This window comes from Serratia sp. 201 (assembly GCF_037027545.1).
Classification (GTDB): domain Bacteria; phylum Pseudomonadota; class Gammaproteobacteria; order Enterobacterales; family Enterobacteriaceae; genus Serratia; species Serratia bockelmannii.
On record NZ_JAXCHC010000001.1, the window covers coordinates 305497 to 320145 of the forward strand.

17 protein-coding genes are annotated in these 14649 nt (G+C 53.5%); 16 read left to right on the forward strand and 1 reads right to left on the reverse strand.

Features of this window, described 5'->3' with window-relative positions; all coding sequences use genetic code 11:
- The 14 genes from WA302_RS01730 to WA302_RS01795 are packed head-to-tail and all read left to right on the forward strand — an operon-like array spanning position 1 to position 10664.
- Positions 1-1482, forward strand: coding sequence for a DUF3383 domain-containing protein (locus tag WA302_RS01730; protein WP_336062483.1), 1482 nt, complete (start codon positions 1-3; stop codon positions 1480-1482).
- An 11-nt stretch (positions 1483-1493) separates the two neighbouring features.
- Positions 1494-1934, forward strand: a complete 441-nt coding sequence (locus WA302_RS01735) for a DUF3277 family protein (RefSeq protein ID WP_197800887.1) — start codon at positions 1494-1496, stop codon at positions 1932-1934.
- Positions 1935-1944: 10 nt separating this feature from the next.
- A complete protein-coding gene (locus tag WA302_RS01740; RefSeq protein ID WP_336062485.1) occupies positions 1945-2388 on the forward strand; it encodes a phage tail assembly chaperone in 444 nt (147 codons plus the stop codon).
- 56 nt (positions 2389-2444) lie between these two features.
- Positions 2445-2576, forward strand: a complete 132-nt coding sequence (locus tag WA302_RS01745) for a DUF6889 family protein (RefSeq protein WP_373681455.1) — start codon at positions 2445-2447, stop codon at positions 2574-2576.
- The gene (locus WA302_RS01750; protein ID WP_336062487.1) at positions 2566-4554 is read left to right on the forward strand and encodes a lytic transglycosylase; all 1989 of its coding nucleotides are present in this window, start codon (positions 2566-2568) and stop codon (positions 4552-4554) included. Before WA302_RS01745 ends, WA302_RS01750 begins: the two co-directional genes overlap by 11 nt.
- Positions 4554-5150 carry a phage baseplate protein gene (locus WA302_RS01755; protein ID WP_336062489.1) on the forward strand — a complete coding sequence of 199 codons (597 nt, stop codon included), beginning with the start codon at positions 4554-4556 and terminating at the stop codon, positions 5148-5150. The genes WA302_RS01750 and WA302_RS01755 overlap by 1 nt, the downstream gene beginning before the upstream one ends.
- On the forward strand, positions 5137-5442 hold the full coding sequence (locus tag WA302_RS01760; protein ID WP_099032755.1) for a phage baseplate plug family protein: 306 nt from the start codon (positions 5137-5139) through the stop codon (positions 5440-5442). The genes WA302_RS01755 and WA302_RS01760 overlap by 14 nt, the downstream gene beginning before the upstream one ends.
- Before the next feature lie 11 nt (positions 5443-5453).
- A complete protein-coding gene (locus WA302_RS01765) occupies positions 5454-5792 on the forward strand; it encodes a hypothetical protein (protein ID WP_060559283.1) in 339 nt (112 codons plus the stop codon).
- Between the two features lie 57 nt (positions 5793-5849).
- Entirely contained in the window at positions 5850-6797 is a 948-nt protein-coding gene (locus WA302_RS01770; protein WP_336062493.1) for a phage protein, read from the forward strand.
- Positions 6794-7549 (forward strand): Gp138 family membrane-puncturing spike protein, encoded by a 756-nt coding sequence (locus tag WA302_RS01775; protein ID WP_336062495.1) that lies wholly within the window; start codon positions 6794-6796, stop codon positions 7547-7549. The genes WA302_RS01770 and WA302_RS01775 overlap by 4 nt, the downstream gene beginning before the upstream one ends.
- A complete protein-coding gene (locus WA302_RS01780) occupies positions 7546-7899 on the forward strand; it encodes a hypothetical protein (RefSeq protein ID WP_336062497.1) in 354 nt (117 codons plus the stop codon). Before WA302_RS01775 ends, WA302_RS01780 begins: the two co-directional genes overlap by 4 nt.
- Positions 7896-9089, forward strand: a complete 1194-nt coding sequence (locus tag WA302_RS01785) for a baseplate J/gp47 family protein (protein WP_336063435.1) — start codon at positions 7896-7898, stop codon at positions 9087-9089. The genes WA302_RS01780 and WA302_RS01785 overlap by 4 nt, the downstream gene beginning before the upstream one ends.
- Positions 9086-9757 (forward strand): DUF2612 domain-containing protein, encoded by a 672-nt coding sequence (locus WA302_RS01790; RefSeq protein WP_336062499.1) that lies wholly within the window; start codon positions 9086-9088, stop codon positions 9755-9757. The genes WA302_RS01785 and WA302_RS01790 overlap by 4 nt, the downstream gene beginning before the upstream one ends.
- Positions 9750-10664 (forward strand): glycine-rich domain-containing protein, encoded by a 915-nt coding sequence (locus WA302_RS01795; protein WP_336062501.1) that lies wholly within the window; start codon positions 9750-9752, stop codon positions 10662-10664. Before WA302_RS01790 ends, WA302_RS01795 begins: the two co-directional genes overlap by 8 nt.
- On the opposite strand, the gene WA302_RS01800 is transcribed toward WA302_RS01795, so the two are convergent.
- The gene (locus WA302_RS01800; protein ID WP_336062502.1) at positions 10645-11772 is read right to left on the reverse strand and encodes an acyltransferase family protein; all 1128 of its coding nucleotides are present in this window, start codon (positions 11770-11772) and stop codon (positions 10645-10647) included. The two genes, WA302_RS01795 and WA302_RS01800, sit on opposite strands and share 20 nt — an antisense overlap.
- A gap of 2 nt (positions 11773-11774) precedes the next feature.
- On the opposite strand from WA302_RS01800, the gene WA302_RS01805 reads away from it, so the two are divergent.
- Together WA302_RS01805 and WA302_RS01810 are read left to right on the forward strand one after the other, a co-directional pair.
- Positions 11775-13853 carry a hypothetical protein gene (locus WA302_RS01805; RefSeq protein ID WP_336062503.1) on the forward strand — a complete coding sequence of 693 codons (2079 nt, stop codon included), beginning with the start codon at positions 11775-11777 and terminating at the stop codon, positions 13851-13853.
- Positions 13850-14647 carry a hypothetical protein gene (locus WA302_RS01810; protein ID WP_336062505.1) on the forward strand — a complete coding sequence of 266 codons (798 nt, stop codon included), beginning with the start codon at positions 13850-13852 and terminating at the stop codon, positions 14645-14647. Before WA302_RS01805 ends, WA302_RS01810 begins: the two co-directional genes overlap by 4 nt.
- The last annotated feature ends 2 nt before the right edge of the window (positions 14648-14649 follow it).

A 14649-nucleotide genomic window follows, 5' to 3' on the forward strand; every position in this document is an offset into this window, starting at 1 on the left:
ATGTCACAGGGCTTACCTGTATCGAACATCGTCAATGTGACGGTGAATATGGCGCTGCGCGCTGCACAGGGGCGCAATTTCGGCGCGCTGCTGATCGTCGGTGGCTCTGATGTCATTGACGGCAGTCAGCGCATGCGCAGCTATTCAGGCATTACCGACGTCGGCGCAGATTTCGGCATGGAGGCGCCAGAGTACAAGGCCGCTAACCTGTATTTCCAGCAGACGCCGCAGCCGCGCACGCTGTACATCGGCCGCTGGATTAAAGAAGACCAGGCGGCGCTGTTGCGCTGTGCCATCCTGACGCCGGCGCAGCAGGCGATCAGCACCTGGGCCTCGGTGACCGATGGCGCGATGAAAATCAGCATCGACGGCACCAACAAGACGATCACCGCCGTGGACTTCTCAGCAGAAACCAACCTGAATGGCGTGGCCGCGCGGATTGCAGAGAAGCTGACCACAGCTAATGTGACGTGGGACGCAGTGAACAGCCGATTTATCATCACCTCAAAATCGACCGGCGCATCGTCGGCGGTGGGGTATGGTTCGGCTAATACGGCAGGAACGGACATCTCGGCAATGATGGGGGCGGTGCAGAACGCCGGCGCGCTGGCTATCCCGCGTGCGGCTGCTGAAAATATTCAGTCCTGCATCTACAAACTGGCCGACATGTCTACCGGCTGGTATGGCCTGCAGATCGCCGACACGTCCCTGAGCGATGACGATGTGATCAGCGTGGCGGCCTTTATCCAGTCCGATGACGTTTCCCGCATCTTCGGTTACACCACGCAAAACACCGGCGTGCTGGATCTGGATAACGAGAACGACATCGCCAGCAAGCTGAAAAACGCCAAATACGGCCGCACCTTCATTCAGTATTCCAGCGCGAGCCCGTATGCGTCGGCGTCCATCTTCGGGCGTGCGTTTACCGTGAATTTCCTCGGCAACAACACCACGATCACGCTGAAATTCAAGCAGCAGCCAGGCATTGCGGCGGAAACGCTGACACAGACGCAGGCCAAGACGCTGACGGCGAAAAACTGCAACGTGTTCGTCAACTACGACAACGACACGGCGATCATCCAGGAAGGCCTGATGTGCAACGGCGATTTCTTCGATGAGCGCCACGGCCTGGACTGGCTGCAGAACTACGTGCAGAACAACCTCTACAACGTGCTCTATACCAGCACAACCAAAGTGCCGCAGACCGATCCGGGCATCACGCGCTTGCTGACCAGCGTCAACGGCTCGCTTGAGCAGGGCGTCACTAACGGCCTGATGGCGCCGGGTGTATGGAATGGCGACCCAATCGGCAACCTGGCGACCGGTGACACGCTCACCACGGGTTATTACACCTACGCGCCGCCTATCGCCAGCCAGGCACAGGCAGACCGTGAGGCGCGTAAAGCGCCTGTGATCCAGTGCGCTATTAAACTGGCCGGCGCTGTTCACTTCGCCGACGTCATCATCAACGTTAACCGCTAAGGAGCCGGGGAATGTCTACTTACAGCTTTTTGGATTTTTCCGCCTCTATCGTCGGCCCCGGTGGTGCGTTCGATCTGGGTTATGGCTCGGGCAACGCCGAAGAGGGCGTAACTGTCACAATGGTTGAAGCGAAGAACACCATGACCACCGGTGCGGACGGTTCTGTGATGCACAGCTTGCACGCCGGTAAGGGTGGCACGATCACAGTGACGCTGCTCAAGACCTCACCAACCAATGCCAAGCTGAGTGCGTTATATAACGCGCAGTCGCTGTCGTCCGCTACCTGGGGAAATAACGTTATCGTGCTGCGCAACAGCGCCAGCAACGACGTTTGCACCGCGCGCTCGGTCGCGTTTCAGAAGCAACCAGACTGGCAGAACGCCAAAGACGGCGGGACTGTGTCCTGGGTATTTGACGCCGGCCTGGTCGATCAACTGCTCGGCACGTTCTAAGGAGTAATGCATGGAATTTGAAATTAAGGGCCAGCAGTACAGCGCGGCCAAACTTGACGCGTTTGCTCAGCAGGATGTAGCTATCGCGTTGGCGCCGGTTTTATCCGGCCTTATCCCTTTGCTGAAAGACGTCATGGCCGGTAATGGGAAGTCGCTGCAGGAGGATAAAAACCGCCTGTTCGAGGAAATCATCCCGCTGGTGGTGAAAGCCATCGGCCAACTGAGCCGGGAAGGGCGAGCGGAGATCAACCATGCGTGCCTGTCTGTGGTACAGCGCAAGCAGGGTAAGACGTGGTCAAAAATCTACGAGCCAAGTCAGCGCGTGATGATGTTCGATGACCTCAACGGACTGGATCTGGTGAAAATCGTCGGCAACGTGGTTCGGGACTCCCTCGGTGATTTTTTTCCCGCACTCCCCGTGAGCGACAACAGCGAGGCCCAGGAATCAGCTTAGCGCTTGAATCGCTGGCAAAGGAGCGCAGTTATCTGCTGCGCCCGGTACATGCCCGCATGTGCAGCTATGAGTCGCTTAAAGACGGCACGCTGTCACTGGCTGATATTGCGCTGATGAATGAGTCGCTTGATGTCGAGGCGGAAAATAATTACCTGATAAAAAAATGGCAGGCAGAAAATGAACGCTGAAACCATCAAGGACTTCCTGATCTCGCTGGGGTTCGACATCGACGAGGCCGGCGGCCGCAAGTTCGAATCGGTGGTTTCCGGCGTCACGATGAATGCGGTCAAGATGGGCGCTGCGGTCGAAGCGGCCGCGCTGACCGTCGTCGGGTTCACGACCAAAATCGCCAGCGGCCTCGACCGTCTCTATTGGCAGTCTCAGCGCACCGGCGCGACGGCGAACAATATCAGGGCTATCGGATACGCCTTCAGCCAGGCGGGCGGCAGCGTGGAGGGGTTCAACGGCACGCTGGATAACTTGGCGCGCTTCCTCCGTTCGACGCCAGGCGCAGAGGGATTCCTGCGTAATCTGGGCATTCAGACGCGAGATGCGGCCGGCAATCTGCGTGACACTGCCCAACTGGTGACGCTGGTCGGCGACAAGCTGGCGAAAATGCCGTACTACCGCGCCAACCAGTATGCGCAGATCCTCGGCATTGACGAAAGCACGTTGCTGGCAATGCGGCGTGGTGTGAAGGGATTCACTTCTGATTATCAGAGCATGCTGCAGGCGACGGGGTTCGATTCGCAGAAAGCAGCGGAGCAGTCGAACAAGTTCATGACCCAAATGCGCGGTCTTGTGAATCTGTTCGGCATCATGCGCGATAAAATTGGCGGTAATCTTGCCGGCGGCCTGGCCGGGAATCTCGAAAGCTTCCGCAAAAATATCCTGCTCAACTTCCCCAAGATAGAGGGGACGATCACTGCCGTGCTGAAAAAGGTGCTTTCGCTGGCCGATAGCATCATGACGCTGGTTTATCGGGGCGTGCAGGGCGCCGGCGATCTCATGAGGTGGTGGGATCGACTGGATGATACAACCAAGGGGCTGATTAAGGTGCTGGGCGGCCTGCTGTTGGCCTGGCGCATGCTGAATAGCGCATTTCTCACTTCCCCGATCGGCATGGTCACGGCGCTCATTGCTGCGCTTGTAGCGCTCTATGACGATTATCAGGTCTGGAAAGAAGGCGGCGACAGCCTGATTAACTGGGGGAAATGGAAGCCTGAAATCGATGCCGCGATGAAGGGCATGAAAGAGCTTCGGGATTCCATATTCAGCGTCGGGCAAGAAATTGCCAAGCTGCTGAACATCGATCTGAAAAGCTGGTCGCTGAAAGGTGATATTGCCGACTTAACGAAGCAATTCGGCGAGTTCGGCAAGATGATGACGATGATCGGCGATCTCATCAACGCGCTGAAGGATGGGAACTGGAGCGAGGTAGGCAGACTTGGCAAGGCGTTGCTTAGCCAGGGGCAGGGAAATCCTGACGCGTTGCCTGCTGTCACCGACAGCGCGAACAGTGCCGCCGATTGGGTGAAGGACAAAACAGGCTTTGACCCGCGCAGCGTTGGGCAGTGGATACGCGGTCAGTTCTCAGGTGCCAATGAGCCGCGCGGCATCCGTAACAACAATCCCGGCAACCTGAACTACGTCGGCCAGAACGGCGCGATGCTGGAAGATCACGCCACACCCCGCTTTGCTCGCTTCAATTCTGCTTTTGAAGGGTTCGCGGCGCTGGGTAAGCAGATCAAGGCGTACTACAACGGGACGTCAAAGGCCGCAGGTTATCAGAAGCTGCAATCTGTAGAGGACATCATCAGCCGCTTTGCGCCGGCCAGCGAGAACAACACCCAGGCCTATATCAACAAGCTGAGCAAAATGCTCGGCGTTGGTCGGGGTGACTCGCTGAATATTCAGGATCCACAGGTGCTGGCAACGCTGATGAATGGCATCACGCAGATTGAGAACGGCAAAAATCCTTACGCGCCAGAAATGGTGCTGAAGGCGGCTCAATCAGCCGTTGGCGCTGGTGGCTCGAATAGCTCCGTGTTCAACATCAACGTGCAGGGCGGCGGTGATCCACGCGAAACGGCGCGCCTTACCGGTGATGCGGTTGAGGGCGTTTACCGCCGGCAGACACGCAACATGCAAACACAGGTGGGCTGATGGATATTTTATCTGTGCTGTTCTCACAGCAGCGGCGCCGCATCGGAATTATCGTGCCGAGTGTGGCAATCAGCGAGAAGCACATGGACGCGACGGAAATCACCGAGCACCCCGTGGAGCTCGGCGCACCGACAAGTGACCATGCGTATGATCGCCCAGCTGAGGTGACGATGGAGCTGGGGTTTGCCAGCGACGGATCGCTGATAGACGGAATCGACACGACGGAGATTTTTAACGTTAGTACCGGTTTATCGCTGGGCACCAGCCCGGCGGACGTCTATCAGCAGCTGCTGGAGCTGAAAAAAAGCAAAGTGCCTTTTGCCGTGACCACCGGAAAGCGGCAGTATCAGAACATGCTGATCCGCGCTATTGAGGTGCTGACCGATAAAACCAGCGAGAACGTGCTGATGACGACGCTCACCCTTCGCGAACTCATCATCACCGAAACGCAGAAGGTGACGACCACGCCGGCGGAAAACATGCAATCGCCCCAGGACACCGGCGGCGTGAGCAACACAGGGCTGAAAAACCCGACCACACCGGAAAAGCAGCAGAGCATTTTAAAGTCTGCAGGAGGCTTCCTTGGCATTGGTTGAAATCCCCCTTACGCCGGTATCACAGCAGTTCGCTATCCAGCTGGCCGGCGTGCAATACCAGCTCACGCTGATGTGGCGCGACGTAGCCGGATGGGTGTTAGACATCGCCAGCAACGACAAAACGCCGATTATCCAAGGGATCCCGCTGGTGGCCGGTGCCGACCTGCTGGCGCAGTATCGTTATCTGGGGATTGGCGGTCAGCTGTTCGTGATGTCCGATCCGGCTACTCTTGAGCCGCCTACCGTCTCCAATCTTGGTATAGAATGTCACCTGTACTTTTACTATGAATGACAAGGATGGGTATGTGTAAACTTCGTTGGATTATTTTCCTGCTTTCGTTCATCGGTGTGAGTTTTTCCGCTATGGCGCAATATCAGTGCGGGCCAGTGAATTTGCGATCAGACCCTCAAGGCCGATTTTTTGCCAACGGTGAGCGAGTAGGAAATATCATCGAGAAAACCACGGACGAAAACCATTGGACGATACAATTTAGTTTAATGCCTGCCAGTGACGGCCGGTCATATGGATTCAGGCTTGTGAATACAGGCTCGCGTATTTTCCTTAATGTCCAGCTTTTAATTACCTATCTCGACGCCCCGAAGTTCATCAATACTTATGATTGCAAAGAGTTTCATAAGTAACCATTTGCTATGTCAGATAGACGCCGCCGCTACAGGCGGCTTTTTTATGGGTGAAAAATGACTATTAACTGGATGCGAAAATGCAGCCTGATCGTGGCAAACGATACAGGTGACGGTCTGGAACTGTCCGGCTTGAAAATCAGCTTTAGCATCACCCGACCGGATATAAGCTATCCAGCAACAGGAATTTTCAAGATTTATAATCTGAATCGAAATACCAGTAGCCGGATAAGGCAAAAGGAATTCACACAGATTAAGTTTGTCGCCGGCTATCAGGATAACTTCGGGCTGATATTCTCCGGGCAGGTTCAATATACCTATGGAGGGCGCGAGAACCCCACGGATACCTATACAGTGATCCAGGCGGCGGACAGTGACCAGGCGCATAACTTCGCGGTGATGAACACCACGCTCGCAGCCGGGTACACGCAGCAGGACGTACACACCGCACTGATGAAGCCGATCGGGGTTTACGACATCGTCGCAGGCGCTACGCCGGAATTTGCCACCACCAAGGCACCACGCGGTAAACCGATGTTCGGCATGCACAGGGATGAAGTTTCCAGCCTGGCGGCGCAGTGCAAGGCAACATGGCGCTATGAGAACGGGCGCCTGCAGATGGTGCCGGAAAACGCCTATCTGGCCGATGCTATCGTGCTGAACGCGCAGACGGGCCTGATCGGCATGCCTGAACAAACAATTAACGGCGGCATCAACGTGAAATGCCTGATTAACCCGAATATCCAACTCGACACGCTGATCCGCCTCGACAACAAATCGATAAACCAGGTCGGCCTGTCCAACCAAGAGATCGCCACCGGCAGCACGGCGGGCGCCTCCATACAGCAGCCGGCAGTGCTGGACATGGACGGTGACTATATCGTGAAGAACATCGCCTATTACGGCGACACGCGCGGGAATGCCTGGTATCAGGACATGATCTGTATTGCCAAGGGCGGCGCGGGGTTGTTGAGCCAATCCAACGTGAGGGCTATGCCGCTATGATCACCAATAACGAACGCCAGGACTCTCCCGAGCTGGTGCTGAAGGCCGTAGCCGATTCGCTCAGCACCAGCCTACGGGTGGCAATGCCGGGCATCATCCAGTCTTTCGACGCTGGCGCGGTAACTGCCACGATCCAACCGGCAGTAAAAGCCTCTGTGCGGCAATCTGACGGCGCCTTGTCATCGGTGGCGCTGCCGCTGCTGGTAGATGTTCCTGTCGTGTTCCCGCGCGGTGGAGGCGTCACGCTGACGTTTCCCGTGGCCGCCGGCGATGAGTGCCTTGTCGTTTTCGCCGACCGCTGCATCGATTACTGGTGGCAGAACGGCGGGGTGCAGGAACCCGTAGACCAGCGCCAGCACCATCTTGCGGACGCTTTCGCTCTGATCGGCCCGCAGTCGCAAGCGAATAAAATCAGCGGTATCAGCACTACAACCGCGCAGCTGCGCACCGACGACGGCGCCGCATTTGTCGAACTCGACCCAGTCAGTCATGCCGTTAACGTCACCACGTCAGGAAAACTGACCGCCAGCGCCCAGGGGGGCACAGAGATCAATTCCCCAGAAATCGTGCTCAATGGCAACGTGACGATAAACGGCAACCTGTCGCAGGGCATGGGTGCAGACGGCGGCACGGCGACGATGCTGGGGCCGGTGAGCGTGACGAACGACGTCAAGGCTGGCGGCGTCAGCCTGCAGACGCATAAACACGGCGGCGTAGAAACTGGCAGCGGCCAGACAGGAGGCCCGGAGTGAAGTACCGCAAAGAGGACGAGAACGGCGATTACACCTTCGGCCAGGGTGACAACACCTTTTTGGAGAACACCCCGGAGGCAGTCGCACAGGCGGTGAAAACACGCTTTGAGCTGTGGACGGGTGAATGGTTTCTCGATGTGACCGACGGCACGCCTTATCGCGAGACGATACTCGGCAAGCACAAATCAGCCGCATATAACATGGCTGTGCGCGAGCGGATCCTCGGCACGCAGGGCGTGACCGAAATACTCAGATTCACCACGGAATATAACCCCGATACGCGCCGCGTGACGTTCACCGCGACCATCAACACGCTGTACGGCGAAACGACTGTAACCAGCGAGGCATAATGCTCAATCTCGATACGTTAGGGCTTGCGGCCAAGGTGACCGCGAGCGGGATCAGCGCGCCCGATTATCAGACGATACTCAACACGCTGACCGGTTATTTCCAACAGATCTACGGTGACGATGTTTATCTGGAACCTGACAGCAAAGACGGCCAGATGCTGGCTATTTACGCGCTGGGCATCCACGACACGAACAACACAGCGATCGCCGTGTATAACTCATTCAGCCCGGCAACGGCGCAGGGACGCGGTTTGGCCTCCAACGTGAAAATTAACGGCATCTCGGTAACGCCAGCGTCACGCTCCACTGCTGATGTGCGGATCGTGGGACAGGTAGGCACGCTGATCACCAACGGCACAGTGCGCGACAGCAACGGCATCACCTGGTCATTACCTGCCAGTGTAGTGATCGGCATCGATGGTACGGTGACAGTGACCGCGACATGCCAGATTGATGGCGCAGTCGTGGCGCCTGCCGGTAGCATTACCGAGATCGGCACCCCTACGCGAGGCTGGCAGTCGGTAACCAACCCGGCAGCAGCCACGGCTGGGCGAAAAGTGGAGACGGATGCGGAGCTGCGTCAGCGTCAGTCGAAATCCGTGGCTATCCCATCGCTGACGGTGCTGGATGGCATTATGGGTGCCGTAGCGACACTGGACGGCGTAGAGCGCTACCGTGGCTATGAGAACGACACCAGCGTAGAAGATGCCAACGGCTTACCGCCGCACAGCATTTCGCTTGTTGTTGCCGGCGGTGACGCGGCGGCGATCGCTAAAACCATCGCCACAAAGAAAACTCCAGGCGGCGGCACCTACGGCACGACCACTATCGATGTTACCGACAAATACGGCATCGTGCATCCGATCAGCTTCTTCCGCCCTACCAGCGTTGATATTTACGCGCGCGTCGAGATCAAAGCGCTGCAGGGTTACACGTCGGCGGTCGGCGAGGAAATCAGAACGGCTGTCGCGGCATACATCAACGAAATCGAAATCGGCGATCCGGTATACCTGACGCGCCTGTTCCTGCCTGCCAACCTGAACGGCAGCGCGGACAGCGCAACGTTCGACATTACCGACCTGCAGATCGGCACCTCTCCGGGCAGCCTGGCGCCGGCAAACGTCGTGATCGGGTTTAACGCTGTGGCCGCATGCGCGCCGGCGAATGTCGAAGTGGTGGTGATCCCATGAGTGAAACGAAATACCAAAAGCTCATCACGTCCTATCACAAGCACAAGCCGAAATTTTACGATCATATCTCCCTCATCACACAGCCCCTGATCGACGTGCAGAACGCCACAGCGAAGCTGATTGACGATTTCGACCTGGACACCGCCATGGGCGTGCAACTGGATGCCGTCGGCTTGTGGGTAGGGATAGGGCGGAAGATTGCTACGCCGATCACCGGTGTTTACTTCTCGCTGGATGATGAGGAGCTGGGATTTGATGCTGGACTGTGGCGAGGGCGGTTCGATGCTGGTGGCTTCACTGAGCTGGACGATGACACCTATCGAACTATCATCCGGGCGAAGATAGCAGCTAACCATTGGGACGGCACAACGGAGACGCTCAGTGACGTCTACCAGATTATTTTTCCAGACGGAAAAACGAAGATTTTCGCCGTCGATAACTTTGACATGACGATGTCCGTTTACATCACCGGCGAGCGCATTACACCGGTAATGAAAGCAGTAATCGAACTGGGTTATCTGGACATCAAACCGTCAACCGTCCGCATCAAAAATTACACCATTACCACCGAGTCGGGGCCGCTGTTTGGCTTCGATATCGATAATGAATTTATCTCCGGCTTCGATAAGGGCGCCTGGGGAACACTGCTGGGAGCAACACATGGCTAAGAACGAGTTTTTATCCTTCGGCACTGCGGCAAACGCCAATGTTTTACCGAATGCTGACTATCAGGCACTGCCGGCGCGCTCGGCGGGCTTCAGTTCGGGAGTAGCGAAGTCCGAGGAACTCAACACAGTATGGCGCCAGGGCTCGACAATGGCCGCTGTGCTGGGGCAGTTTATCGCCGATAAAACCGGGCAGGATGTGCTGGATGATGGCGATGTGAGTGGCTTGGTAGATAAGCTAAAAGTGGCGATGGGCGGGTGCCTGATTGGCATTCAGCGCTTCACCGCATCAGGCACTTACACGCCAACACCTGGAACGCGATATGTGATTGTCGAGGCCGTTGGTGGTGGTGGCGGCGGTGGTGGGTGTTCTTCTACAAGTAGCGACAATGCCTCTGTAAGCGGGGGTGGTGCTTCAGGGGGGTACATCCGAGGCAAATTTGATATTTCAAGTATCGGTAATTCGGTAGCGATAAATATTGGTGCTGGTGGAGCTGGAGGTATCGGTGGAAATTCTGGCACCGCTGGCGGCGACACTACGTTTGGTTTGTTGGCAACTGCGCCCGGTGGGCTTGGAGGGGTTTCTTCAACGAGCTCTTCATCTTCAGCTTTCATTGCTGTAGGCGGGGCTCCTGGTGCTGCCCCCACAGGTGGGAACTTAATTTCTTCACGAGGCAGTCGAGGGGGGAGCGGCTTGTTCTTTAACTCTTCTACTGGCGCCGTTGGTGGTGATGGCTCCCCCTCTCAATTTGGGGGCGGCGGGGTGGGGTCAGGGAGTTCTGGATCGACTGGGACAGCCGGTAGCGGACATGGAAGCGGTGGCGGTGGCAATGCTCGCCAGCCCTCATCTGCCGCAATCAATGGTTACTCAGGAGCGCCAGGAGTTCTGATTATTTGTGAGTACTCTTAATTGATAATTGTCTTGGTTTCTTATCTACGATTTTCTTTGCAAACCGCATCGCTGGTTTTTCAACAAGAAACCAAGACGCAAATGCCATGATTATTGCCAGTAGAATTGATAACGCTATGTTTAATACCGGCTGAAGGTTTAAATTTTGAGATATAATTTGCTGAACGGGGAATCCCCATAAGTAAACACCATATGATATGTCATGTTTTAAATGCAAACCGACAATTAATTTCATCGATGAAATGTGAAGTGAAATAAGGCATATAGATATACATAGCAATAAAGAGCTGAAGTGCTCATCGTTAAATATGAATTGAGCGGCAAAAAACATAAAAGGAATGTAAATGTTAGTATGAAAATGATTTTTATTTATTGCTAGTAGTGCTCCAAGTGCAAAGCATGGTGCCAATAGATAGATTGCGTTGTTACTTGATCCAGCAAACAAAATCCCTTTGAATGGAGTGATCGGTTCTATGATTACGATGAGGCATAGTAGGGATGATATCAATCTTGAGCTTCCAGCTTTAGTTACATAAAGCAATGCCAAAATAATATATGCCAACACCTCGTAATGAATCGTCCATAAAGAGCCATTAACTCCATAGTTGTTTTTCTCAAAAACACCAGGCAGGGTGTATTGGGTATCTAATAGCAAATTTTTCACGACATAAACTATCGGCTGGCTAGTTTTAAAGTATTCAGCAATAGATATTGTTGTAAATATCGGCCCTATTAAAAGTGCCGTTATTATTACAACAAACGCCAGTCCGGGGAAAACCCTGAGTGAACGAGAGGCAATAAAGTGTATGATTGAGTTTCGCGATAGCAAACTATTAGTTACCAATAGGCCGCTTATAAAGAAAAAAACCTTTACCGCTAGGCCGCCTGTTGTCATGTAACCAAATAAATATTTTACTGGGTCAGTTATTCCCCATTGCGGGTTTAGAGCAAATGAATGATAGGCAATAACCGACAATGAGGCTACTAACCGTATAAGGTCTAAGTTGTTTTTATCTCTTTTTATTAACTCGCTTATAAGAAGTCCGCGCATTTTTATCTCTAAACTAATCCAATTATCGAAGATTTTACCAGTATCTCGGAGAATCATCTATGTCATCTGAAGGATTGCCAGTTGATGGCGTCGTCGGCACAGACATTGTGCTGGGAGCCCGTAGCACACAACAAGCAACAGACGAAGCAAAGAGCAGCCTGTCTGCCGATAGCGCCGCTCAGTCGGCTGATGCCGCGTTTAAGTTCAGCCGCCAGGCTAAAGAGGCTGTTTCAGGCGCTGATGATGCTGCTGAACGAGCCGAGACGGCCGCAGAAAACGCCCAGAGCATCGCAGATGCCAACACCTACTACATCACAGCAGAAGACCCTGACGGGACGATTGCCGGGATTGCTGGGACTCCGCCTGGGAAATCTTTCCGAGTTGGATTGGGGGAAGGTAAGGGATTCAAGTATTACATCAATAATAGTGGCGTGGCGCTGGAAATTGCGGGGGTGGCTGGGGCAAATCTGGTTAATGCCCTGCTGGAAATAATTTCAACTTTTAGCACAAATAATTATGGCGCATTAATTCAGGACGGTATCGGCAACGTATTATTTGAGTTCTTGCTGAATGGCGGAATGGGTTCGAGCGCATTTAATATTTCAAAAGAAGGCTTCTCTTGTGGCGGGTATTCTGTCATGACTAACACCAGCGGTAATATCATTGTTTATGACGGCATCGGTAACGTGCTGATCGACACGTCCATTAATAACAACAAGCCTGATTACTCACTTGAAGTGATGGACATGCAGAACAAGCTGTATGCGCAGTCGCTTAAGAAACCAATCAGCAGCTCTATAGCCGCACCTGTTTATCAATGGAATATCTATATCGGGTACGGTCAAAGCTTTATGAGCGGGTGGCAGGCGTGGAGAGATCAGACACGTGAGCCAATTGAGCCAGGTAACGTTTTAATGCTTGGTGATTCTGTACGCGGAAACTCAATAGATGGCACGTACAATCCCCTTGGTTCGGCGGTGCTAAAAGACTTGGTTTCAGTGACGCAGACAACTGGAAGCCCATCTGTAGCGATGAACGACGCTGATATTGACGTATTGGAGAGGGGTGCAAATAACCCAGGTGAAGAAATCACTGTTGCTGCAGTAAACTTCCAACGCGTTTTGCAGCGAAAGTATCGTGGGATTTTTGTTGATAACGAGAGAAAAATTATTGTTATCAATGCTGCGGTTCCTGGTCGAACCATAAAACAGCTATCGAAAGGTGCTAGTACAGGCCACTTCGAAAACCGTGTTGTACGCGCTTTGCAACTCATAAAAAATAACCTTCCTACCGGTGACACAGCCGCACTAGTAACGTTTATGTATAGTGGCAATGAGTACGACTACGACGCAAGCAAACCAGAATCAACGCCGAATAAGGATGAGTGGAAGCAAAAGTTTCTTACTTTGATCAATGACGTTGAAGATGCCGGGCGCTCCATATTTGGTCGCGGAGATAAACTGGCGGTGTTCACAGAGCAAACTGGTGGCTGGTGGACTTTCGATAGCACCAATCAATCCATCGGTCAGGCTCACATCGAACTTGACGAAGAACACGAAAACATCACTTTGTGCAAGCCGTCCTATTTTGAGACTGATAAAGCATCCCATCGTGATAATAATGGCATTCGTTGGGCAGCTATGTTCTTCGGTAAAGCGATGCACATGGTGCTAGACCGGCGCCAAGCATTTTTCTCAAACAAAATTATTTGGGCAAAATGCTATGGAACTACTTTGTTGTTTGGGTACCGGGTTTGGGAGCCGCCATTACAGTTTAAGCCAACGTACTACTTAACCAATGAAGCTGCTGGCGGTGTTATTTTTGCTAATAAAGGTTTCTTAGCTAAAGACGATGCTGGCGATTTGACAATTTATAATGTCAGGGTTGCAGCCGATACGATCATAAGTGCTGAACTAAATCGTGTACCTGTTGGGCAACTAAAAATAACTTATGCCCCGAAGACTACGTATGACGGTCAGGGTAATGTCTGCGATTCTGATGATTCCGAATCCCTGTATTCATATAAATTCACTGAGTCAAAATATCCAGAAACAAACATCCCAGCACTGGTGGATAAACCCTATCCGCAAAACAACTTTGCTTTAGCGCAAATCATTTACCCGGAGATTATTTCATGACCACAGGAATTTCAGTTCGCGTACCAGAGGCAGATTGGGGATCAACACGCGCATGGTTTAAGCCGCCCCTTGATGAAACTCTCGGCGGCTGGGGGTATATCAATCTCTTCGGCACTTCGGAGAAACTAGAACAGAATCTGTCTCGCAACATGCCAGGCGGTATCGTTACTGGCGCCCCGGTGCGCAATACCAACAGCGCACTTTTCCGCTTTAAGCAAAACTTCATTGATACTCAAGTGGCTCAGGTGTATGCAATGACGTTCTTCGCTATTGCTAAAACGTCGCGGACTCTTGCAAACCAGAAGATCGGGAACGAATTCATTATCTCGAATAATCTGAGCAATGGACCAGATGGTGGCACTAACGGGACATCGCTGTATTTTTCTGATCATGGTGACGATGGGAAAATGAACGTCACGCTCGCGGTAACGCAAACATCGCAACCGCCAGGAACGCCGGGAACAGGCACAACTACGCAGCTATCAATCAGCATCCCAATCACGGACAAGCCGATCGTTATCATCGGCAGTTATTCGGCAGCTGAGAATATCATGCGTGTTATGGCGAATGGCCAGGCGACGCAGGCGACGCTGCCAATCAACTCAGCAACGTCAATTCAGCGAGGGGCGCCACTACGCGTAGGTTCAATTGGACAGAACTCTGGGTCGCCTGGCACGCGTGATATCGAAGTGTTTGCAGCTGCACTGCTTACAAGGAAGATTGCGGCGGCGGAAGAAACGACGCTAACAGAGTGGGGTTATCACTATCTTGATGTGAAAGCCGTGCCTCGTTGAAG